General features: G+C 69.1%; 21 protein-coding genes. 8 read left to right on the forward strand and 13 right to left on the reverse strand.

Annotation, left to right across the window (positions count from 1 at the left end):
• Positions 1 to 75 precede the first annotated feature (75 nt).
• Positions 76 to 3450 carry a PAS domain-containing protein gene (locus H7V21_RS08300; RefSeq protein ID WP_262503776.1) on the forward strand — a complete coding sequence of 1125 codons (3375 nt, stop codon included), beginning with the start codon at positions 76 to 78 and terminating at the stop codon, positions 3448 to 3450.
• A gap of 72 nt (positions 3451 to 3522) precedes the next feature.
• The gene (locus H7V21_RS08305; RefSeq protein WP_188053063.1) at positions 3523 to 4812 is read left to right on the forward strand and encodes an adenylosuccinate synthase; all 1290 of its coding nucleotides are present in this window, start codon (positions 3523 to 3525) and stop codon (positions 4810 to 4812) included.
• 44 nt (positions 4813 to 4856) lie between these two features.
• Here the strand turns inward: H7V21_RS08305 and H7V21_RS08310 are convergent, their stop codons facing one another.
• On the reverse strand, positions 4857 to 5192 hold the full coding sequence (locus H7V21_RS08310) for a hypothetical protein (RefSeq protein WP_188053064.1): 336 nt from the start codon (positions 5190 to 5192) through the stop codon (positions 4857 to 4859).
• A gap of 192 nt (positions 5193 to 5384) precedes the next feature.
• Here H7V21_RS08310 and H7V21_RS08315 point away from each other — a divergent pair, with 192 nt between their 5' ends.
• A complete protein-coding gene (locus tag H7V21_RS08315; RefSeq protein WP_188053065.1) occupies positions 5385 to 6737 on the forward strand; it encodes a DUF2252 family protein in 1353 nt (450 codons plus the stop codon).
• A gap of 10 nt (positions 6738 to 6747) precedes the next feature.
• On the opposite strand, the gene aroC is transcribed toward H7V21_RS08315, so the two are convergent.
• The 11 genes from aroC to H7V21_RS08370 form a co-directional block, all read right to left on the reverse strand.
• Positions 6748 to 7815: a chorismate synthase gene (aroC, locus tag H7V21_RS08320; RefSeq protein WP_188053066.1), complete on the reverse strand. Its 1068-nt coding sequence runs from the start codon at positions 7813 to 7815 to the stop codon at positions 6748 to 6750.
• On the reverse strand, positions 7812 to 8066 hold the full coding sequence (locus H7V21_RS08325; RefSeq protein ID WP_262503777.1) for a DUF2442 domain-containing protein: 255 nt from the start codon (positions 8064 to 8066) through the stop codon (positions 7812 to 7814). The genes aroC and H7V21_RS08325 overlap by 4 nt, the downstream gene beginning before the upstream one ends.
• Entirely contained in the window at positions 8050 to 8292 is a 243-nt protein-coding gene (locus H7V21_RS08330; protein ID WP_188053067.1) for a DUF4160 domain-containing protein, read from the reverse strand. The genes H7V21_RS08325 and H7V21_RS08330 overlap by 17 nt, the downstream gene beginning before the upstream one ends.
• A gap of 6 nt (positions 8293 to 8298) precedes the next feature.
• The gene (locus tag H7V21_RS08335) at positions 8299 to 8820 is read right to left on the reverse strand and encodes a GNAT family N-acetyltransferase (protein WP_188053068.1); all 522 of its coding nucleotides are present in this window, start codon (positions 8818 to 8820) and stop codon (positions 8299 to 8301) included.
• A gap of 8 nt (positions 8821 to 8828) precedes the next feature.
• Positions 8829 to 9632, reverse strand: coding sequence for an enoyl-ACP reductase FabI (gene fabI, locus H7V21_RS08340; RefSeq protein WP_316714635.1), 804 nt, complete (start codon positions 9630 to 9632; stop codon positions 8829 to 8831).
• Positions 9629 to 10582 (reverse strand): YihY/virulence factor BrkB family protein, encoded by a 954-nt coding sequence (locus tag H7V21_RS08345; RefSeq protein WP_188053069.1) that lies wholly within the window; start codon positions 10580 to 10582, stop codon positions 9629 to 9631. Before H7V21_RS08345 ends, fabI begins: the two co-directional genes overlap by 4 nt.
• Before the next feature lie 7 nt (positions 10583 to 10589).
• Positions 10590 to 11540: a DnaJ C-terminal domain-containing protein gene (locus H7V21_RS08350; protein WP_188053070.1), complete on the reverse strand. Its 951-nt coding sequence runs from the start codon at positions 11538 to 11540 to the stop codon at positions 10590 to 10592.
• An 84-nt stretch (positions 11541 to 11624) separates the two neighbouring features.
• Positions 11625 to 12515: a transglutaminase N-terminal domain-containing protein gene (locus H7V21_RS08355; protein ID WP_188053071.1), complete on the reverse strand. Its 891-nt coding sequence runs from the start codon at positions 12513 to 12515 to the stop codon at positions 11625 to 11627.
• Complete coding sequence (locus tag H7V21_RS08360) at positions 12515 to 15016, reverse strand: circularly permuted type 2 ATP-grasp protein (RefSeq protein WP_188053072.1); 2502 nt, start codon at positions 15014 to 15016, stop codon at positions 12515 to 12517. The genes H7V21_RS08355 and H7V21_RS08360 overlap by 1 nt, the downstream gene beginning before the upstream one ends.
• A 65-nt stretch (positions 15017 to 15081) precedes the next feature.
• Positions 15082 to 17526, reverse strand: a complete 2445-nt coding sequence (gene ligD, locus H7V21_RS08365; RefSeq protein ID WP_188053073.1) for a DNA ligase D — start codon at positions 17524 to 17526, stop codon at positions 15082 to 15084.
• 6 nt (positions 17527 to 17532) lie between these two features.
• Positions 17533 to 18435: a Ku protein gene (locus H7V21_RS08370; RefSeq protein WP_188053074.1), complete on the reverse strand. Its 903-nt coding sequence runs from the start codon at positions 18433 to 18435 to the stop codon at positions 17533 to 17535.
• An 89-nt stretch (positions 18436 to 18524) separates the two neighbouring features.
• On the opposite strand from H7V21_RS08370, the gene pdxH reads away from it, so the two are divergent.
• Genes pdxH through H7V21_RS08385 form a run of 3 tightly spaced genes read left to right on the forward strand, consistent with a single transcriptional unit; the run spans position 18525 to position 20832 of the window.
• On the forward strand, positions 18525 to 19115 hold the full coding sequence (gene pdxH / locus H7V21_RS08375; protein ID WP_188053075.1) for a pyridoxamine 5'-phosphate oxidase: 591 nt from the start codon (positions 18525 to 18527) through the stop codon (positions 19113 to 19115).
• Positions 19112 to 20038 carry a cation diffusion facilitator family transporter gene (locus H7V21_RS08380; RefSeq protein ID WP_188053076.1) on the forward strand — a complete coding sequence of 309 codons (927 nt, stop codon included), beginning with the start codon at positions 19112 to 19114 and terminating at the stop codon, positions 20036 to 20038. Before pdxH ends, H7V21_RS08380 begins: the two co-directional genes overlap by 4 nt.
• Entirely contained in the window at positions 20035 to 20832 is a 798-nt protein-coding gene (locus H7V21_RS08385; RefSeq protein ID WP_188053077.1) for a PhzF family phenazine biosynthesis protein, read from the forward strand. Before H7V21_RS08380 ends, H7V21_RS08385 begins: the two co-directional genes overlap by 4 nt.
• A 10-nt stretch (positions 20833 to 20842) precedes the next feature.
• Here the strand turns inward: H7V21_RS08385 and mnmA are convergent, their stop codons facing one another.
• Positions 20843 to 21952, reverse strand: a complete 1110-nt coding sequence (gene mnmA / locus H7V21_RS08390; RefSeq protein ID WP_188053078.1) for a tRNA 2-thiouridine(34) synthase MnmA — start codon at positions 21950 to 21952, stop codon at positions 20843 to 20845.
• Between the two features lie 115 nt (positions 21953 to 22067).
• Between mnmA and H7V21_RS08395 the strand changes: the two genes are divergently transcribed.
• Together H7V21_RS08395 and H7V21_RS08400 are read left to right on the forward strand one after the other, a co-directional pair.
• On the forward strand, positions 22068 to 22295 hold the full coding sequence (locus H7V21_RS08395) for a hypothetical protein (RefSeq protein WP_188053079.1): 228 nt from the start codon (positions 22068 to 22070) through the stop codon (positions 22293 to 22295).
• Positions 22296 to 22400: 105 nt separating this feature from the next.
• A complete protein-coding gene (locus H7V21_RS08400) occupies positions 22401 to 22700 on the forward strand; it encodes a DUF1153 domain-containing protein (protein ID WP_188053080.1) in 300 nt (99 codons plus the stop codon).
• The last annotated feature ends 67 nt before the right edge of the window (positions 22701 to 22767 follow it).

Raw genomic sequence — 22767 nt, forward strand, 5'->3', positions numbered from 1 at the left:
TCCTGTCGAGGTTTTCGAGGCGCGCGCGGCCACGACGGTTGACAGCCATCCCGCCAACTCACAACGCTGTGGTCCATGAACCCGTCGCTACGATTTCTGGATCACGGCGGCGACATGGCCCGGCGCATCCGTGAGCACGATTGGTCGGACAACCCGCTGGGCACGCCCGATCGCTGGCCGCAGGCGCTGCGATCGGCGCTGGGGATCTGCCTGGGATCGAGCTTTCCCACCGCGATTTACTGGGGGCCCGATCTGCGGCTGCTCTACAACGACGCCTGGGCGCCGATCCCGGCCGAGCGGCATCCGTGGTGCCTGGGCCGCCCGGCACGCGAAGTGTGGGGCGACATCTGGAGCGTGATCGCGCCGCAGTTCGACGAAGTGCTGCGCACCGGCAAGGGAATCGCGGCGTTCGACCAGCTGTTGCCGATGGTGCGCGAGGGACGGCCGCAGGACACGTGGTGGAACTACAGCTTCACGCCGATCCGCGATCGCGACGGCGCGATTGCCGGCGTGTTCAACCAGGGCAACGAAACGACGCGCGTGGTGCTCGCCGAAAACGCGCGCAAGAGCGAAGTCGACCGGATGCGCGAGCTGTTCCAGCAGGCGCCGGGCGCGGTCGCGCTGCTCCACGGGCCGCACCACCGGTTCGAACTGGCCAATCCCGCCTATCTCGAGCTGGTCGGCGCGCGCGACCTGATCGGACGCGAAGTTGCCGAGGCGCTGCCCGAAGTCGTCGCACAGGGCTATGTCGAAGTGCTCGACACGGTGTACCGCACGGGCGAGGCGTTTCGCACCACGGCGACACCGGTGGAGCTCCAGCGCACCGCCGACGCGCCGGCCGAGACGCGCATCCTGGATTTCGTGTTCCAGCCGATCAAGGACGCGCGCGGCAACACCACCGACATCTTCATCCAGGCGACCGACGTGACCGAGCGCGCCGAGGCCGAGACCGCGCTGCGCACGAGCGAGGAGCGGCTGCAGCTGGCGCTCGACGCTTCGGCCGGAATCGGCACCTGGGAATGGGACGGACGCACCGGGCGGCTGCGCGGCGACGGGCGGTTCGCCAGGCTGTTCGGAGTCGACCCCGATCGGCTGGCCAAGGGAACGACGATCGAGGGCTTTTACCAGCTCGTCCATCCCGACGACCGCGAGCGGGTGCGCGGCGCGATCGAATCGGCGGTCGAGAAGCACGAGACGCTGTCGATCGAATATCGCGTGCTGCGCCCCGACGGCGAGGTGCGGTGGCTGCTGACCCAGGGCCGGGGCTTCTTCGACGAGGCGGGCATGCCGGTCCGCTTCCCCGGCGTGAGCTACGACATCACCGCGCGCCGCGCGAACGAGGATGCGGCGCGGCTGGCGGCCGAGGAGCTGCGGATCGCCAACGAGGCGCAGACCTTCATCTATGCACTGGCCGAGCGGCAGCGGACGCTCGACACGCCGGCGGCGATCATGCGCTTCACCGCGGCCGCGCTCGCCCAGCGCATGGGGCTCGACCGAGTCGGCTTCTATCGCGTCATCGGCGACGGCATCCTCCAGTTCGGACCGTCGTGGACGAACGGATCGCTGCCGGCGATGCAGGGTACGATGAGCGTCGATATCCTGGGATCGGCGGTAGAGCGCTATCGCTCGGGGCGCAGCGTGGTGACTCGCGACTCGCAGACCGACTATCCCGGCACCGAGCTCGCGCAGCTTTCTCCCGCCGCGGTGGGCGTGCCGCTGCTGCGCGGCGGCAGCTGGGTAGCCAGTCTCTACGCCAACCAGGCGGAGCCGCGCGACTGGACGGCCGAGGAAGTGGCGTTCATCGAAGCGGTCGCCGAAATCTCGTGGGACGCAGTGGAGCGCGTCAGTGCCGCCGCGGCGCTGCGCGAGAGCGAGGAGAAGTTCCGCGCGATCGCCAATTCGATCGACCAGATGATCTGGGCGACGCGCCCCGACGGGTACCACGACTATTTTAACGATCGCTGGTACGAATATACCGGCGTGCCTCATGGATCGACCGACGGCGACATGTGGGCCGGCGTGTTCCATCCCGACGACGAGCCGCGCGCCGTGAAGCTGTGGCGCCGATGCCTCGAGACCGGCGAGCCCTATCACATCGAATACCGGCTGCGGCACCACAGCGGCCACTATCGCTGGGTGCTCGGCCGCGCCCAGGCGGTGCGCGACGAATATGGCGCCATCACGCGCTGGTTCGGCACCTGCACCGACGTGCAGGAAATCGTCGATGCGCGCGAAGTGCTCGCCCGCTCGCGGCAGGAGCTGGAGCAGGCTGTGGAGGAGCGGACGCGCCAGCTGATGGCCGCCGAGGAACAGCTCCGCCAGGCGCAGAAGATGGAGGCGGTGGGCCAGCTGACCGGCGGCATCGCGCATGATTTCAACAATATGCTGGCGGTCGTGGTCGGCGCGCTCGACCTGCTCGAGCGGCGGCTCGCCCAGGGGCAGACCGATGTCGACCGCTATGTCACCGCGGCGCGCGACGGGGCCAGCAGGGCGGCGGCGCTGACCCAGCGGCTGCTCGCCTTTTCACGCCAGCAGCCGCTGAAGCCGGTGCCGGTCAGCGCCAACGACATGGTCGCCGGCATGATCGAGCTGCTGGTGCGGACGCTGGGCGAGGACGTGACCGTCGAGACGATCCTGCCGCGCACCGTGTGGCACGCGCTTGCCGATCCCAACCAGCTCGAGAACGTGATCCTCAACCTGGCGGTGAACGCACGCGACGCGATGCCCCAGGGCGGCACGCTGACGATCGAGACGGCGAACGTGACGCTGCGCGAGGAGGACCGTGCCGCCTATGACCTGGCGCCGGGCGACTATGTGCAGATCGCGGTGCGCGACACCGGCTGCGGCATGCCGCCCGACGTGGCGGCGCGCGCGTTCGAGCCGTTCTTCACCACCAAGGGCGTCGGCAAGGGCACCGGGCTGGGGCTGAGCCAGGTGTTCGGATTCGTGCGCCAGTCGGGCGGGCAGATCCGAGTCGAAACCGCCCCGGGCGAAGGCACGACGGTGCGCGTCTATCTGCCCTGCTACAGCGGCGGCCAGTTGCCCGATGCGCCCGCCGCGACCGCGCGCGCCGCGGCGCCGCGCGCGCGCCGGGGCGAGACGATCCTCGTCGTCGAGGACGAGGACCGCGTGCGCAGCTTCTCGGTCGAGGCGCTGCGCGAGCTGGGCTATACGGTGATCGACGCACGCGACGGGCCCGAGGCGCTGCGGCTGCTCGATCGGGGACAGCGGGCGACATTGCTCTTCACCGACATGGTGATGCCCGACATGACCGGGCGCGAGCTCGCCGCCAAGGCGCGCGAGCACATCGCCGACCTGAAGGTGCTGTTCACCACCGGCTATTCGCGCGAGAGCGAACCGGCGCCCGACAGCGACGCGGGAGCGGTGCTCGCCAAGCCGTTCGACTTCGATGCGCTGGCGCATCGCGTGCGCGCCGCGATCGACGGCTGAGGTTGCCGCGACGCGACGGGGCGACTAGGGCGCCAAGCTCGGGGCCGCGGGGCCCGCTTCGAGGACGGAATAGTGGCGAACGTCGCAGTGATCGGCGCCCAATGGGGCGATGAAGGCAAGGGCAAGATCGTCGACTGGCTCGCCGAGCGCGCCGATGTGGTCGTGCGGTTTCAGGGCGGGCACAATGCCGGCCACACGCTGGTGGTGGGCGACAACACCTACAAGCTCTCGCTGCTGCCCTCGGGCATCGTGCGCGGCACGCCGAGCGTGATCGGCAATGGCGTGGTGCTCGACCCCTGGGCGCTGCGCGACGAGATCGAGCGGCTGCGCGGGCAGGGAGTCGAAGTGACTCCCGACACGCTGATGATCGCCGACACCTGCCCGCTGATCCTGCCCTTTCACCGCGACCTCGACGGACTGCGCGAGGACGCCAGCGGCGCCGGCAAGATCGGCACGACGCGGCGCGGCATCGGCCCGGCTTACGAGGACAAGGTGGGCCGCCGCGCGATCCGGGTGTGCGACCTCGCCCACCTCGACAGCCTGGGGCCGCAGCTCGACCGGCTGAGCGCGCACCACGACGCGCTGCGCGCCGGCTTCGGCGAAGCGCCGATCGACCGCGCCGCGCTGACCGCGCAGCTCGAGGAGATCGCCGGTTTCGTCCTGCCCTATGCCCAGCCGGTGTGGCGGACGCTGCACGAGGCGCGCGCGCGCGGCCGCCGCATCCTGTTCGAAGGCGCGCAGGGCGTGCTGCTCGACATCGACCACGGGACCTATCCGTTCGTCACTTCGTCGAACACGGTGGCGGGCACCGCCGCGGCGGGATCGGGACTGGGGCCGGGCGCGGTCGGCTTCGTGCTGGGCATCGCCAAGGCCTATACGACGCGCGTCGGATCGGGGCCCTTCCCGACCGAGCAGGACAATGAGACCGGCGAACGGCTGGGCACGCGCGGGCGCGAATTCGGCACGGTGACGGGGCGCAAGCGCCGCTGCGGCTGGTTCGACGCAGTGCTCGTCCGCCAGTCGGTCGCGGTTTCGGGCGTCACCGGAATCGCGCTCACCAAACTCGACGTGCTCGACGGATTCGACGAAGTGAAAGTGTGCACCGGCTATCGGCTGCGCGGCGCGGAGCTCGACTATTATCCCGCCAATTTCAACGATCAGGCCGAAGTTGAGCCGATCTACGAAACGGTCGAGGGCTGGTCGGAATCGACCGCGGGCGCGCGCAGCTGGGCCGAACTGCCGGCGCAGGCGATCAAGTACATCCGCCGGATCGAGGAGCTGATCCAGTGCCCGGTCGCGCTGGTATCGACCAGCCCCGAGCGCGACGACACGATCCTGGTGCGCGACCCCTTCGCCGATTGAAGGTCGCGCCCGGCCAGAGGCTTCCGCCGGGCGCACTCCCCGCCTCAGCGCGTCGGCGGCGCATCGTCTCCCATCGGCTCGGGCATCACCGGCCCGATCGTCGTCGGATCCGACACTTCCTCGTCGAGCACGGGATCGGGCGTCGCGGGATCGAGCGGGGGCTGGTCGAGATCGTCACCGGGCAGCGGCGCATCGGGCATCGGCTCGCCCGTCTGGTTCGCCAGCGGATCGAGCGCCGGATCCTCGGCCAGCGGTTCGTCCATCAGCGTGTTGGCGGTGGCGTTCGGCGCGTCCTGAAGCGCCGGCGCTGCCTGGATGTGCGCGACTGCCGCAGTCGAGCCGCAGAGGAACAAGAGGCTCGCAAGTGTCGTGGTACGCATGGGTTTACTCCGGTTGCTGAACTGAGCAGCTGAAGAACCCTCTTCTCCGGCAAAGGCGCCCGGGCAGCCGCCCCGTTCGGCGCAGTCCGCCGCCGGTTCGACCGGCATCTGCACGATTTGAGCGACCAATCGCGTTCCGCCGCCCCCGAAGCGCGGTGCGGAACGGGACGCGGCCTTCGCGGTTCCCCAAGCGTGGCCCAACAGGAAGCACGCACCGAGCGGATCGCGGCGGCGATCGACCGTGTCGACGGAGTCCGTCCCGGCGCGGGCCCGCCGACGACCAAGCACCGCAGGATGCTCGAAAGCCCGTACCGCTTCCTGCGCGGCTCGGCGCAGCTCTTCTACGCCGACCTGGCCGACGGCGCGCTGCGCCTGCCGGCGGGGTTCGACACGCCGGCCTGCACCACTGCGGTGCTGGGGGACTGCCATATGGGCAATTTCGGCTTCGTGACGGAGAAGGGGTCGCACGGGCGCCACATCGCCTTTGTGCCGACCGACTTCGACGAAGCCTGTATCGGCCGCGCCGGCTGGGATCTGATGCGGCTTTCGGTCAGCCTGTTCGTCGGCGCCGAGCTGGCGCGCGGCATTCTGGCCGGCAGATACGCGACCGACGCATTCGCGGATCTGGACGGGCTTGCCGCTGCGAGCGCCGACGATGCCGAAGCCGCCGTGCGCGCGTGCCTCGATTCTTATGCCGAGACCTGCCGCCGCGTGATCGACAATCCGATGGTGCGCCGGACGACGCTCGACCGATTCGCCCGCCGCCATCCGCTGCGCCGCTATCTGAAGAAGGCGCGCAAACGGGCGATCGGCGGGAAGAAGTTCGAGCGCAAGAGCTCGCTGGGCAAGGCGGCGGCGAGCGGACCGAACGGCCTGTGTTTCCGCGAGCGGCCGAACCGGTACCGCCGGCTGGAGCCGGCGCTGGAGGAAAGCGCCCGCGCCGCCTTTCGTCCCTATGTCGACGACACCATCCTCGACATCATCGAGCGGCTGGGACAGGGCACGGGATCGCTCGAGCTGCCGCGCTATTATCTGCTCGTCGGGCGCGAGGGCGCGATCGGAACGGCGGGCCTCGCGATGGCACAGGTTGTGGAGGCGAAGCAGCAGCGCGTGGCGGCGCCGGTCCATGCCTTTCCCGATCTCGATCCGCGCAACAGCCTGGGCGCGGCGCATCTGACCGTGCATATCCAACGGCGCGTGCAACGCGAGCCCGACCTGCTGCTCGACCAGATGGAATGGCAAGGCGCGCACTGGCTGATCCGATCGCGCCACCATGCGCGGGTGAGCGCCGAGCCCGAGGAAATCTGCCTCGCCAAGCGCCATGTGGGGCAGCGGATGCGCGACTATGCGGTCGCCTGCGGCACCGCGGCCGCGCTTGCCCATGCCCGCGGCGACAACCGCTCGGTGCGGTTCGAGACCGCGATGGCCGACGCGCTCGACCGCGAACGCGATGCGCTGATCGAGAACGCCCGGCGCTATGCCGAGCAGGTGGTAGCGGACTGGCGGTGTTTCGGGCGGCTGATGGATAGGAGCGGCGACGGCTGAACCGGACCGCTCAGCCGCACTGGGCGCGATGCAGCAGCTTCTGATCGGCGAGGACGAGCGCGACCATCGCCTCGACGACCGGAACCCCGCGGATGCCGACGCAGGGATCGTGGCGCCCCCGGGTCGCGATCTCGGTCGCCTCGCCGTCGCGAGTGACCGTTTCGACCGGGGTGAGGATCGAGCTGGTCGGCTTGAACGCGACGCGCAGCCGCAGCGGCTGTCCGGTAGAGATGCCCCCCGCGATGCCGCCGGCATGATTGGCGAGGAACTCCGGCCCGTCGGCGCCCGGGCGCATCGGATCGGCATTGGCCTCGCCCGACAGCACGGCGGCCGCGAAGCCGTCGCCGATCTCGACGCCCTTGACCGCATTGATCGACATGCACGCGGCGGCGAGCTCGCTGTCGAGCTTGGCATAGAGCGGCGCGCCCCAGCCCGCGGGCACGCCGGTCGCTTCGCAGGCGACGACCGCGCCGAGCGAGGAACCGGCCTTGCGCGCAGCGTCCACCAGCGTTTCCCAGCGCGCGGCGGCGGCGGCATCGGGGCAGAAGAAGGCGTTGCGGCCGATCTCGTCCGCATCGAAGTTCGCCGGATCGATCGCGTCGCCGCCGATCGCCTCGACCCAGGCGGTGATCGTCACTTCGGGAATCACCTTGCGCGCCACGCCGCCCGCCGCGACGCGCGCCGCCGTCTCGCGCGCCGAACTGCGCCCGCCGCCGCGATAGTCGCGGAAGCCGTATTTCGCGTCATAGGCATAGTCGGCGTGGCCCGGGCGATAGGCCTTGGCGACGTCCGAATAATCCTTCGAGCGCTGGTCGACATTCTCGATCATCAGGCTGATCGGCGTTCCGGTCGTCCGCCCCTCGAACACGCCCGAGAGGATGCGCACCGCATCGGGCTCGCGCCGCTGGGTGGTGAAGCGCGACTGGCCGGGGCGCCGGGCATCGAGGAACGGCTGGATGTCGGACTCGCTGAGCGCCAGCCCCGGCGGACAGCCATCGACCACGGCGCCCAGGGCGGGGCCGTGGCTCTCGCCCCATGTGGTGAAGCGGAAGATGCGACCGAAGGTATTGAAGCTCATGCGGCGGTCGCGGGCGCCTGCGACAGATCGCCATTGCCTCTGAGCAACCCTGCGATCGAAATGTCTTCGTCGAGCACGTCCCAGTGCAGACCGGACGGGCTGATCATAACGGTTTCGCGCTGAGCCGGAGTAGCGTTCCGCAACCGAGGAAACCAGGCGAGCGGCACGCCGAGGATCCGCCCGTCCTCGAGCGCCACCCACATCTGATCCGCATCGAAGCGGACGCTGACTGCACTAACCGAAATGGGCATGCCACGCTTCCTCAATATCCCGGCGGCGTTCCAGCACGACTTGCGAGACAAGCCGGAGCTCACGCGCCGAAAGCCCGTGATTGTAGGCAGGCGCCACCTCCGGATAAAGCCAGAACTTCGCTTCGCGCCCCTCCTTCAGAACATGGACGTGCGCCGGCTCGCGCGGATCGCCTTCGTTCGAGTAGAAGAAAAAGCGCCATCCCTGATGCTCGAACACCCGGGGCATGGCGGCTCAGACCTCGTTCAGCGCGGCAAAGGCGGGCGGGTGATCCGCAAGCCCCCGCGCGCCGCAGGGCAGCCCGCCCTGCAGCTCGATCGCCAGCAGATACGGCCCGGCATAGGGCGAGTCGAAGCCCTCCGCCGCCGCGGCGGAAAAGCCGAAGCGGCCGTAGAAGCCGGGCTCGCCGAGCACGAACATCAGCAGCGCGCCCGCCCGCGTCATCTCGTCGATCGCCGCACGGACCAGCGCCTCCGCGACGCCGGTCTGGCGATAGGCGGGCAGCACCGCGAGCGGGGCGAGCGCCACCGCAGGCACCGATTCGGGGCCGATCGCCACATGCATCCTGCTGAGCGCGACGATGCCCGCCGCCGTGCCGCTCGCCTCGTCGCGCGCGATCAGCGCGAGCACGAGATCACCGTCGATCGCGAGCTGCTTCACCAGCATCGCTTCGGCCGGGCGCGGGAAACAGGCGCGCAGGATAGCGTCGATGTCGTGCGCGTCGCGCGGCGCGGCGCGCTGGATCGTCGTCGTCACGCGAAGCGTCAGCTCAGCGCGATGTCGGGCGCGTCCTCGGCCTTCATGCCGATGACGTTGTAGCCGGCATCGACATGGTGCGTCTCGCCCGTCACGCCCGAGGCGAGATCGGAGAGCAGATAGAGGCCGGCGCCGCCGACATCCTCGATCGTCACGTTGCGGCGAAGCGGCGAATTGAGCTCGTTCCACTTCATGATGTAGCGGAAGTCGCCGATGCCGCTGGCGGCGAGCGTCTTGATCGGCCCCGCCGAGACCGCGTTGACGCGGATCTTTTCGGGCCCGAGGTCCATCGCGAGATATTTGACGCTGGTTTCGAGCGCCGACTTCGCCACGCCCATGACGTTATAGTGCGGCACGACCTTTTCCGCGCCGTAATAGCTGAGCGTCAGCAGGCTGCCGCCGTTCGGCATCATCGCGCGCGCGCGCTTCGCCACCGCAGTGAAAGAGAACACCGAGATGTTCATCGTCATCAGGAAATTGTCGAGGCTGGTGTCGTAATAATGGCCGCGCAGCTCGTTCTTGTCGGAAAAGCCGATCGCGTGGACGACGAAGTCGATCGTCGGCCATTTCGCCTGCAGCGTGTCGAACGCCGTATCGAGCGCCGCCATGTCGGAAACGTCGCACTCGATCAGGAAATCCGAGCCGAGCTGCTCGGCGAGCGGCCGGACGCGCTTGGCGAGTGCCTCGCCCTGATAGGTGAATGCCAGCTCCGCCCCGGCTTCGCGCAGCTTCTGCGCAATGCCCCAGGCGAGCGATCGATCGTTGGCGAGCCCCATGATCAGCCCGCGCTTGCCCTGCATCAGTCCCGTCACGTCGCTTGCGCCTCCTGTTCCTGCGCCTCGTCTAGACCCTCGTCGGGGTCTTCCGCCAGTGCGGCGTTGAGCTCGGCGCCGATAACGAGGCCGAGGCCGATGATGAAGAAGAAGATCAGCGTGATCATCACGCCCGCGAGGCTGCCGTAGGTGAGATCATAGGTGCCCAGGCTGCCGAGCACGACCGGCAGCAGCGCCGTGGTGGCGAGCCACCAGCAGGTGGTGAACAGCGGGCCCGGCCATTTATGGCAATGGCGGCGATAGCCGCTGGGGGTGAGCGAATAGAAAAGGATGTAGAGCGCGATGAACAGCGCGACGCCGGGCGCGAGCCGGCTGATCGAGACGATCCGCGCGGCATCATCGGCAAAGGGCAGCAGCCGGGTGATGAACTCCTGCACGCCGGTGAGCACCACCTGAAGGCTGAACGCGGACATCAGCAGGATCACCGAGCCGATGATGAGCCCGGCCGAGCCGAGCCGATACTCCCAGAACGGCCGACCGCCGGTGACGCCATAGGAGCGGCGCAAAATGCCGCGCAGCGTCTCGATGAAGCCGCCGGTGGTCCACAGCCCGACGAGCGCGCCGAGCCACAGCAGCGTGCCCGAGCGCGCCTCGAGCACGTCGCGCACCGGCTTTCGCAGCACTTCGGCGACGTCGGGCGGGACAGTCTGGAGGAACGCCTCGAGCGTCTGGACGCCCTCGCCGCTGTGACCGAACAGCCGCGCGATGGCGGCGGCGACGATGAAGAAGGGAAACAGCGTGACGAGCGAGAGATAGGCGAGATTGCCGGCATAGGTGAAGCCGTCGGTATAGGTGCCGACCGCGACACGTTTGACCACTTCGAAGAAGCGCTCGGAAAAGCCGAGATCGTCCAGCCGCCGCCGGATCTTGCCGCCGAAGCCCTTGCGCCGCGCCTCGGGCGATTCCGGGGAGATGTCTGCATCAGCCACGAAAGGATCAGACGCCCATGCGGCCGCGCGGGTTCCCCTTGTCGCGATCCTGCCAGCCCCGGACGAACTCGACCAGCGCGTCGTCGCCGACCGGCAGATCGACCATCAGCGTGACGAGCAGATCGCCGCGCCCCCCGCCCTTGCGATGGAAGCCGCGGCCCTTGAGGCGCAGCACCTTGCCCGACGTCGAGCCCTTGGGCACCGTCAGCATCACCGCGCCGTCGGGCGTGGGCACGCGCACCTGCGCGCCGAGCACGGCTTCGGAGAGGCTGACCGGCAGGTCGAGGCGGACGTCGTCGCCGTCGCGCGTATAGAAGGCATGCGGCTGGACCTCGACCGTCACGATCGCATCACCATTGCCGCCGGGGCCCGCCTGCCCCTTGCCCGACAGGCGCATCTGCGTACCGCTCTCGACGCCGGGCGGGAGCTTGAGGTCGATCGTCGAACCGTCGGCGAGCGTAATCCGCTGCGCCGCGAGCGTGGCTGCATCGACGAACGACACCTGCAGTCGATAGGCGGTGTTCGCGCCCTTGGGCGGCTGGCGCCGGCCGAAGCCGCCGAACCCGCCCGAAAAGCCGCCGCCGCCCTGCTGGCGCGCACCCGCGCCGCCGCCGAACAGCCCCTCGAAAATGTCGCCGATGTCGCCCTGGCCGCCGAAATCGAACTGGCCGCCGCCGGGGCGGAAGCCGCCCCCCTGCCCCCCCGCGCCGCCGCCGAAGCCGAACGGCGCGGTGGGATTGCCATCGGCATCGATCTCGCCGCGATCGAAGCGCGCGCGCTTGTCCTTGTCGGTCAGCAGGTCATAGGCCTGGGTGACCTGGCTGAACCGCTCGGCCGCCTTGGGATTGTCCTTGTTGCGGTCCGGGTGCAGCTCCTTGGCGAGCTTGCGATAGGCCTTTTTGATGTCGGCCTCGCTCGCGCCGCGTGCCACGCCCAGCGTTGCATAAGGATCTGCCATCGGGTTCTTCACTCTCCACGCGGTTTCAAGCCTATATAGGCGCCGCGAACATCGGCGCGAGCCGGCCTTCCTGCAAGGGGACGCTCAGCCGGCGCAATCGCCGAGCGGCTCGACATCGACCGACACGTGCATCCGCTGCGCGCCCGATCCCAGCACGATCCCGTCGATCGGCGCGATATCGGCATAGTCGCGGCCGACCGCCATCAGCACATGATCGCTCGCCATCCAGATGCCGTTGGTGGGATCGAGCCCGACCCAGCCGCGTTCGGGCCCACACCACAGCAGCACCCAGGCATGGGTGGCGTCGGCGCCGACCAGCCGCGGCTGGCCGGGCGGCGGCAGCGTGCGCAGATAGCCCGAGGCATAGGCGGCGGGCAGGCCGGCGGCGCGCAGACCCGAGATCATGATCTGCGCGAAATCCTGACACACGCCGCCGCGCTTGCGAAAGGCGTCGCCGGGCGGCGTATCGACCAGCGTGGCGGCGGTATCGAAGGCGAATTCTGCCTGGATGCGCCGTGCGAGCGCGATTCCAGCCGCGAGCGCGCCGCGGCCGGGATCGAGATCGGCCGCGCACCATCGCGCGATCTCCGCATCGATCGGAATGAGCGGCGAGGGAAAGAGATAGCTTGCCGGGCCGAGCGGCGAGGCATCGGCGCTGGCGCGCGCCAGCGCGGCTATTTCGCCCAGCGTCGGATCGCCGGCATCGGGCACCGGCACCAGTCGGTCGACATACACCTGCGCCGCGCTTTCGATCGTGAGCGTGCGCGCCGGCGCCGCGACCACCAGCCGAACGACATGCGCCAGCCCCGCATCGGCGCGTGCCGGGAAAGTGTGCCCGCCCGGTTCGACCGACAGCCGATAGTCGTCGAGCCGCTGGCCCGGCCAGTCGATCGGCTTCAGCCGCAGGTTGCAGCGCGCGAAGCCGACCGGCTCGGCATAGTCGAAGCGCGTGACGTGGCGAATGGCGTAGCGCATCAGGCGAGCACCAGCCCCGAAGCGCGCAGCGGCTCGGCGCCCTGAAGGAAGTAGCGGCGGGCGATCGCATCGGAGAGCGTTTCGACCCGATCGTGCAGATCGGCGAGCAGCGCCGCGTCGACCGCCGCCGCGCGCGCGGTGAGCACGATCGCCGCCAGCGCCCGCGCCTGTTCCTGCTGCGGCTCGGCGAGCCCGTCGTCGGACAGCACCGGCAGCTGATCGAGATGCTCGGCGATCGCCTGCACCTGATAGGCGATCGAGCGCGGATTGCCGGGATCGAGCGCGACGAGATCGACCACCGGAACCCGCGCGATCCCGGTGAGATAGCGCTGGCGATAGCTGATCTGGCTGTCGGCGAGATCGAGCAGAGTCGAAAGATCGTCGGCGGTCGCATCGGCGCCGGCAAAGACGCGCACCACCCGCAGCGCCGCGGCCGCGCGTTCGACCCGTCGCCCGAGATCGTGGAAGCGCCATGCCTCGGTGCGGGCCATATGCTCGGCCGAGAGCCCGGCAAGCGCCGAATAGCGCCGCTGGAGCGAGCCCGCCTTGTCGAGCAGTCCGCCGCGGCTGGGGAAAGGCGCGTCGAGCAGGCGGATCATGTCCGCCGAAAGCCGCTCGCGCGAAACCTCGCCGATCAGCCGCGCCTGACGATTGATCGCGCGCACGCTGTACCACGCCTCTTCGTCTTCCAAGGCGGTGCGGGCGAGCTGGATGAGATCGGCGCGGCGATGGCCGCGCGGCTCGGGCGCGGCATCGGCGCCGACCACCAGCCCGACCAGCCGCCGAACCGTCTCCGCCGACAGCGCGGCGCCGGTATCGGCGCTGATCGAATTGCCGAGCAGCGCACGCACCACGCCGAGCAGCGCCTCGCCGCGTTCAAGATAGCGGCCGAGCCAGAAGAGATTATCGGCGACGCGGCTGGGAAGCGTGCCGGGATTGCGGCGCAGCTGAGTCGTCGCGCTCGACGGCAGCAGCGTGACCGGTTCGACCGGGGCAGGCCCGTGGACGCACACATCGGCCGACCAGCTGCCCTCCCCCATCACCGCCGCGCGCGGATCGGGATGTTCGCCGATGCGGGCGAAGCCGCCGGGCAGCACGGTCCAGCCGCCGTCGGCACCGCGCGCGGCGAAGACACGCAGCGTGAACGGGCGCGCCACGAGCCCCTCGCCCGACACCATCGGCATGGTCGAGAGCCGCGCCACTTCCTGGCCGACATAATCCTGCGGCCGCCGCTCCAGATCGTCGAGGAGCGCGGCACGCGCCTCCGTGTCGAGCGACGCCCCGAGCACCGGCCGACCATCGGGCAACGCGCGCGTCGGCACGCCGAACGCGGGCGCAATCAGCAGCTCGTCGAGCCGGTCGATCACCTGCCCGCGCTCGCGATCACCGCCGCACCACCAGGTCGCGATACTCGGCAGCGCGAGCGTTTCGCCCAGCATCGCCTCGGCGAGCCACGGCAGGAAGGCGGCCACCGCGGGTGCCTCGAGCATGCCCGCACCGGGCGCATTGGCGACAACGACATTGCCAGCCGCCATCGCATCGACGAGCCCGGCAACGCCGATCGTCGAATGGCTGTCGAACGCCAGCGGATCGAGCAGCCGCGGATCGACTCGGCGCCACAGCGCATCGATGCGCTTCAGCCCGGCGATGGTGCGGACATAGACCTGATCCTCGAGCACGGTGAGATCGGCGCCCTCGACCAGCAGATAGCCGAGATAGCGCGCGAGATGCGCCTGTTCGGCATAGCTCGGGTTGAGCCGGCCGGGCGTGAGCAGGCCGATGCGCGGCTCGGCACGGCGGCAGAGCGCGGCGAGCCCGTCGCGAAAGGCGGCGAAGAAGGGCGCATGCCGCTCGATGTTGAGTCGCGACTGCAGGCCGCCCAGCATCCGCGCCATCGCCAGCCGGTTTTCGAGCGCATAGCCCGCGCCGGCGGGGGCACGGAGATGATCGGCGAGCACGCGCCAAGTGCCGTCTGGGCCGCGACAGAGATCGGCGGCGATAAAATGGAGATGGCGGCCGCCGGGCGGCGCGAGGCCGACCAGCGGGCGGAGGAAGAACGGGCTGCCGGTGACGAGCGCGGCGGGGACATGGCCCTCGGCGGTAAGCCGCCCCGGGCCGTAGACATCGGCGAGGATCGCCTCCATCAGCCGCGCGCGCTGCGCGACGCCCGCCGCGATCTTCGTCCACTCCGCCGCCGGAAGCAGCAGCGGCACCGGCGAGAGCGGCCAGGGCCGTTCGTCGCCTTCGCCGGCGATGCGAAAGCCGGTGCCGATGTCGTCGGCATGGCGCTGGGCGCGCTCTCGGGCGTGCCCGAGCGTGTCGCCGCTATGGCTGGCGAGCTCCTCGAACAGCGCCGTCCAGGCGGCGTCGTCCGAGCCCTGCCCGCAGAGCATGTCGCCCGACCGGCCCTCGCCGCAATAATCGGCGATCCAGCGCGCGGCGATGGTGCCGGCGTCGAAAAGTCCTTCTGGACCCCGGATGGCGCGTTGCTCCCGCTGCATGAGTGGCGGACGATGGGGGAAACCATGCTGCCGCGCAACGCCGATTGCGACCGGCGGAGACTCGGCTAGACGTCGGGCAGTTCCTGCGACGCCTCTCCCCAGCCGGCGAGCGCGCGGCTGGTGGCGCGATCGACCAGCGTATCGGCATCGGCGACACTGAACCGCTGGGGCCCGTCGAGATCGCGCAGCTCGCTCCAGCTGATCGGCGCCGAGACCGGCGCGCCGGGCCGCGCGCGCGCGACATAGGGCAGCACCGCGGTCGCGCCGCGCTGGTTGCGCAGATAATCGATGAAGATGCGGCCCGTGCGGCTCGCCTTCTTGAGATTGGCGGTGAAGCGATCGGGCTCGGCCTGCGCCAGCGCGCGGGCGAAACGCTCGGCGAAGCTCTTCACGTCCGGCCACTCGGCCTTGGGAATGAGCGGCACCACCAGATGCACCCCCTTGCCGCCGGTGAGCATCGGGAAGCTCGTGAGGCCGATGTCGGCGAGGTGGCGCTTGAGATCCTCGGCGGCTTTCTTGACGTCGCGGAAGTCGAGCCCCTCGTCGGGATCGAGATCGAACACCAGCCGATCGGCCTTCTCCACATCGGCGACGCGGCTGCCCCAGCCGTGGAATTCGATCGTGCCCATCTGGACGCAGGCGAGGATGCCGTCGACGTCGTCGACATAGAGGTAGGGCTGAACCGAGCCATCCTTCTCGCGAATGTCGACATGGCGGACATGCTCGCCGAAGCTGCCCGCGTCGTGCTTCTGGAAGAAGCATTTGCTCGCCCGGCCCTGCGGACAGCGAACGAGGCTGATCGGCCGATCGGCGATCCACGGCAGCAACACCGGCGAGACCGCCTGGTAGTAATCGGCGAGTTCGCCCTTGGTGACGCCGGCATCAGGGAAGATCACGCGATCGCGGCTGCTGATCTTCACCGTCGAGGCAGGCGCCTGCGGCAGCGGCTCGGGCGTTTCGGCAGTCACGTCGGCGGCATGCTTGTCTTCGCGCAGGCCGAGGAAGCTGGCGTGGCGGACGACGTTTTCGGAAGTGAGCTCGGCAAAGGCGATCTCGGCGACGAGCTTCGGCGTTACCCAGTGCGCGCCCTTCGCGACGCTTTTCGGAGCATCGACCGGCGGCGTCTTGCGGGCGAGCCGATCGAGCCTGTCGCGCAGCGCCTGAAGCGTGTCCATGTCGAAGCCGGTGCCGACCTTGCCGCGATATTCGAGCCCGTCGGGCCCATGCACCGCGAGCAGCAGCGAGCGCAGCGGCCGCCCCTTCGAATTGCTGGGCGACCAGCCGACGATGACGAATTCCTGGCGCCGCACGCACTTCACCTTGAGCCACGCCTTGGTCCGGCTGCCGCGATAGGGCGCGTCGACCTTCTTCGAGACGATACCTTCATAGCCTTCGCGGCACATCGTTCCGAACAGCTTCTCGCCCGCGCCGATCACATGTTCGGCGAACTGGATGCGTTCGTCGCTTTCGGCGAGCAGCGGGCGCAGCCGCTCCTTGCGCTGGACCTGCGGCAGCTTCGTCAGATCCTCGCCATCGGCTTCGAGCAGATCGAAGGCGAAGAAGACGAGCCCCTTGCCGCCCGCGGAGATCGCGTCCTGAAGGGTCGAGAAATCGGGGCGGCCGTCGTTGAACGCGACGATCTCGCCGTCGATCAGCGCCGAACCGACGCGAAGCGACGCGGCGGCATCGGCGATGCCGGGAAATTTGTCGGTCCAGTCGAGCCCCGAGCGAGTGAAGATGCGCGGCCCGCCCGCGCCCAGGCTGAGCAACGCGCGATAGCCGTCATATTTGACTTCGTGCAGCCACTGGTTTCCCGAGGGGACGGCATCGACGAGCGTGGCGAGCTGAACCGGGCGGAACGCCGGGGCCTGGGCGCTTCTGGGTTTGGCGCCGCTCTTCGCGCGCTTCGCGGGCGGCTTCTTCCCGGTCGCTTGCCTGCCCTCGGCGATCTCGAGCATCGTCCGGCCGGTCTTCACGCTGGTGAGGCCGGTCTCGACCAATGTGTCGGTGCCGCCGGCATATTCGTCCTCGAGCTTGCGCAGCAGCCAGTTCTCGGCCTTTTCGCGGCCGCGCGGCTTGAGGCGGATCAGCAGCCACTCGCCGCGCATCCGCTCGCCAAAGAGGCGGAAGTGGAGATGGCCCTTTTCGAGATCCTTCGCGCTCTTGCCCTCCACCGGCTCCCACTCGCCGCGATCCCAGAGCATGACGGTGCCGCCGCCATATTCCTCCTGCGGGATGGTGCCTTCGAAGGTGGCATAGGAGAGCGGGTGATCCTCGGTGCGGACCGCGAGCCGCTTTTCGCCCGGATCGAGGCTGGGGCCGCGCGTCACCGCCCAGCTCTTGAGCACGCCATCGACTTCGAGCCGCAGATCCCAGTGGAGCCGCGAGGCATCGTGCTTCTGGACCATGAAGGTGCGGCCGGTGCCGCCCCCTGCTTCGCCGCGCGGCTCGGCGGTCTTCGCGAAATCGCGCTTGGCATTGTATCTGGCGAGAAGATCGGCGTCGGCCATCGCGCGTCAGCCCGCCGCCTTCTTCTTCGCCGGAGGTTTTTTCGCGCTGCTGCTGCTACGCGAGCGGCTCGATGCCTTTTTCGCCGGCTTGGTCTCGACCTCGTCGTCGTTCGAGGCGCCGGGCTTTTCGAGCGACTTCTTGAGCGCGGCCATCAGATCGACGACATTCGAGCCGCGGCTGGCGGGGCCTTCCTCAGCCTCCTCGACGATACGGCCGCCCTTCGAGCTTTTCTTGCGCTCGATCAGATCCTTGAGCGCGTCGACATAGCGATCGTGAAACTCCTGCGGATCGAAGGCGGCGGTCTTCTTCTCGATCAGCGATTCGGCCAGCTCGAGCAGCTCGGCATCGGGCTTCTCGTCGGAGATGTCGCGGAAATAGCTCTGCGCCTTGCGCACTTCGTCGGCATAGCGGAGCGTTTCGAGGACCATCCCGCGCCCGCAGGGCTTGAGGCTGACGACATGTTCGCGGCCGCGCAGCGCGAGCTGGCCGAGCCCGACCTTCTTCGTCCGCCGCAGCGCCTCGCGCAGCACGATGAACGCTTCCTCCGCCAGATCGTCGGCGGGGACCACGAAATAGGGTTTCTCGTAATAGAGAACGTCGATCTCGTGCGCGTCGACGAATTGCGTGAGCTCGAGCGTCTTCTTCGATTCGAGCTTCACTGCGTCGATCTCTTCCTGATCGAGCAGGATGTAGGAGCCCTTTTCGTATTCGAAGCCCTTCATGATCTCGTCGGTGTCGATCGGGCCGACGCCGGGAACCACTTTCTCATATTTGACCGGCTTGCCGCTCGGTTCGTGAATCTGGCGGAACGAGATGGCGGCGCCGGAGCGAGTCGCGGTGAAGATCTCCACCGGGATCGACACCAGCGCCAGGCGAATCTGTCCCTGCCAATAGGCGCGCGCGGCCATGCCATTCTCCTCGTTGCGAGGCCGATTCAATCCCCGAGCGCGCGACTCGTTCCTCGACACTCCTGCGGGGTGCCGGTAGAGCGCGGGCCATGGCAGAAGACCCGATCGCGCTGTTCGACAGCTGGTTCGCGCACGCCCAGGCGAGCGAACCCAACGACGCCAATGCGATGGCGCTCGCCACCGTCGATCCGGCGGGCCAGCCGTCGGTGCGGATGGTGCTGCTGAAGGGGCATGGCGCCGAAGGCTTCACTTTCTACACCAACGGCGAGAGCCGCAAGGCGATCGAGCTTGCCGAATGCCCGCGCGCGGCGCTGCTGTTCCATTGGAAGTCGCTGCGGCGGCAGGTGCGAGTCGAAGGGCCGGTCGCACGCGTGAGCGACGCCGAATCGGACGCCTATTTCGCCAGCCGCGGCCGCGATTCGCAGCTTGGCGCCTGGGCTTCGGACCAGTCGCGCCCGCTGCCCGCGCGCGCGGTGTTCGAGGAACGCTATGAAGCCGTTCGCGCGCGGTTCGAAGGCGGGCCGGTGCCGCGCCCGCCGCATTGGGGCGGCTGGCGGGTGAGCCCCGAGCGAATCGAGTTCTGGCAGGACCGCGAACATCGGCTGCACGAACGGCGGTTGTTCGTGCGCGAAACCACGCCGGGCGCGGAGGGCTGGTCCGAGGGGCTGCTCTACCCGTGAACCGGCCGGTTCGCCGGGCGGCTCTCGCGAGCGTTGCCGTCGCGCTGCTGCTCGGCGCACTGAAAGCCTGGGCGGCGCTGAAGACCGGATCGGTGGCGGTGCTCGCCTCGCTCGCCGACAGTCTGCTCGATCTGGTCGCGTCACTGGTGACGCTGGGCGGCGTGCGCTGGGCGATGCAGCCCGCCGACGCCGAGCATCGCTTCGGCCACGGCAAGGCCGAGGCGCTGGCCGCGCTGTTCCAGGTGGGCGTGATCGCGGTTTCCGCCTTCGCCATCCTGCTGCGCGCGATCGAGCGGCTGTCGACCGACCAGACGAGCACCGATCCCGAATATGGCATCGGCGTTTCGATCGTCGCCTTCGTGCTGACGCTTGCGCTGACCAGCTATCAGCGGTCAGTGATCCGGCGCACCCGATCGGTGGCGATCGGCGCGGACCATGTCCACTATCAATCGGACCTGCTGCTCAACGGCGCAGTGATCGTCGCGCTGGTGCTCGAAGGCTATCTGGGGCTTGCCGGCGCCGATCCGCTGTTCGGCATCGCCATCGCCTTCTGGCTGATGTTCGGCGCGTGGCGCGCCTCGGTCGAGGCGATCAACCAGCTGATGGACCGCGAATGGCCCGAGGAGAAGCGCCGCCGACTGGTCGAAGTCGCCTGCGGCCTTTCGGGATTCGAGCGGCTGCACGACCTGCGCACGCGGACCAGCGGCAATCGCGACTTCGTGCAGTTCCACATCTGGGTCGATCCGGACATGAGCGTCGCCGCCGCACATGACGTGGTGGAAGCGCTGGAGCGTGCGCTCGCAGACGAATTCCCGGGAATCGAAGTGCTGATCCACCTCGATCCGGCGGGACAGGTCGACGATCCGCACAATCCGCTCGTCGAGGCCGACGAGAGCGCCTTCCTCAAGGAGACCAAGCGATGAAGCTGCCCTTCGCCCAGATCGACGCGTTCGCGAGCGCGCCCTTCACCGGCAATTCGGCCGCGGTGATGCCGCTCGACGCGTGGCTCGACGACGCGGTGCTGCAGGCGATCGCGATGGAGAACAATCTCTCCGAGACCGCCTTCCTCGTTCCCGACGACAGCGACGAGGCCGATTACGAGCTGCGCTGGTTCACGCCGACCACCGAAGTTGCGCTGTGCGGCCATGCGACGCTGGCGAGCGGCCATTATCTGCTGAACGCGAATTCGGAGACGGACCGAGTCGTCTTTCGCACGCGCCAGGCCGGGCTGCTCGAGGTGCGGCGCGACGGCGACGGCTATGCGATGGCGCTGCCCGCCTATCCGCCCGAGCCGGCCGAAGTGCCGGGGCTGCTCGAGGCACTGGGGATCGAGGAAGCGCAGACGCTGCGCCACGCCAGCGGCTATGACCTGACGGTGCTCGACAGCGCCGAGGCGGTGCGCGCGGTGGAGCCGGACTTTCGCGCGCTGGCGCAGATCGGCGACACGCTGAACATCGTCACGGCGCCGGGCGGCGACACCGATGTGGTGAGCCGCGTGTTCGCGCCCGCCGCGGGGATCGACGAGGATCCGGTGACCGGATCGGCGCATTGCGTGCTGACGCCCTATTGGGCGCAGCGGCTGGGGCGCGAGGCTTTCGCTGCTTATCAGGCGAGCGCACGCGGCGGCCATGTGCAGTGCGGGCTGGCCGGCGACATGGTGATCCTGGGCGGCAACTGCGTGACGGTGATCGAGGGCGCGTTCCTGCTCCCCGACTGACCCGGCCGGATCAGGCCAGTGCCAGATCGGCGCGTTCGGTTTCGGCGATCCAGCCGCCGCCCAACACGCGATCTCCCGAATAGAGCACCGCGGCCTGGCCGGGCGCGACGCCATATTCGGGCGCGGTGAACACCACGCGATCGCCCTCGAGCCGCGCAGGCACGGGCTTGGCAAGCGACCGCACCTTCGCCGTCATCGGCCCGGCCGCATCGCCGCCGATCCAGTTCAACCGCTCGATCCGCGCCGCACGCACCGCGAGCGCGCGCTTGGGCCCGACGATCACTTCACGCCGCTGCGGATCGAGCCGCAGGACGTAGAGCGGCTCGGCCTGGCCGCCGATTTCGAGCCCGCGGCGCTGGCCGACGGTGAAATGGATGAGCCCGCGATGTTCGCCGAGCTTCACCCCGCGCTCGTCGACGATGTCGCCGCCCGCCTCGGCCTGCGGCCGCAGCTTCTTGACGAGCGTGGCGTAATCGCCGTCGGGCACGAAGCAGATGTCCTGGCTGTCCGGCTTGCCCGCCACGCCGAGCCCCAGTTCGGCGGCGAGCGCCCGCACCTCGGGCTTGGGCAGGCCACCCAGCGGAAACCGCAGGAAATCGAGCTGCGCCGCAGTGGTGGCGAACAGGAAATAGCTCTGATCGCGCGCCGGATCGGCGGCGCGGTGCAGCTCTGCCCCCGCGGCGCCCTCGACACGGCGGACATAATGGCCGGTGGCGAGGCAATCGGCGCCCAGATCGCGCGCAATCGCCAGCAGATCGGTGAATTTCGGGCCGATATTGCACTGGACGCAGGGGATCGGCGTGCGCCCGGCGAGATATTCGTCGGCGAAATCGTCGATCACCGATTCGCGGAAGCTGCTGGCGTGATCGAACACATAATGGGCGATTCCGAGCCGATCGCAGACTGCGCGCGCATCGCGGATGTCGCTGCCCGCGCAGCAGCTTCCCGCACGCCCGACCGCTTCGCCATGATCGTAGAGCTGGAGCGTGATGCCGATCGTTTCGGCGCCGGTGCGGGCCGCGAGCGCGGCCACGACCGAGCTGTCGACCCCGCCCGACATGGCGACGACGATCCGCCGCGCGGCGAGCGGCTCGGGAAGCTGGAAATCACCGGAATGCATCGCCGCCGCACATAGGGCGCCGGACGCGCCGATGCAAAATTTCGGCGCCTTTACCGGTCCTTCAGGACGCGCCGCTACGAGAGTCGTCCGAAGTGAGTTTTGCGGATGCGTAGCAGTGGACCTGAGCTTTGCCCGACTGGACCGCGACGTCGCGGTTACGGCGCTGCCCACCGAACTGGCCGTGCTGCTGGTCGGCGTGGCCGCGCGCCAGGCGGCGAGCCCGACGGCGGCGGCGCAGGCGCGGCTGAGCGGCACGGCGCCCGAGGCCGAGCTGCTGGCGCCGCCGCACGGCGCATTTCATCGCGCCGTTTCGCTGGCGTTAAGGCGTTGGCCGCAGGAGTGAATACGCTGTTTACCGTCCCGTTTCAGCCAATGTTGAAGCAGCACGTCTAACGGTCGTTCAAGTGAGTTGGAGAGGGGGCCCCCCGCCCCGATCGAGGTTTGGTAGATGATTGAGAATCAGAAGATCCGCCCTGCAAAAGTCATCGGTCCGCTGGGCGAGCCGCTGACGCTGGACACGCTGCCGCCGCCCGACACGACCCGCTGGGTCGTGCGGCGCAAGGCCGAAGTCGTGGCCGCAGTGAACGGCGGTCTGCTGAGCATCGACGAGGTCTGCGAACGCTATGGCCTGACGGTGGAGGAATTCGCCGGATGGCAGCGCGCGATCGACCGTTCGGGCATGCCCGGGCTGCGCGTCACGCGCATCCAGCATTATCGCACGCTGTACGAGCGCCAGCAGAAATATTGAGGGACGACCTGGACGGCCAAGCGGGGGCGGCCGGAACCAAGCACGGGCTTCGCGAGTCTTTGCGGTG

It is taken from the genome of Sphingosinithalassobacter sp. CS137, assembly GCF_014334115.1.
Classification (GTDB): Bacteria; Pseudomonadota; Alphaproteobacteria; order Sphingomonadales; family Sphingomonadaceae; genus Sphingomonas.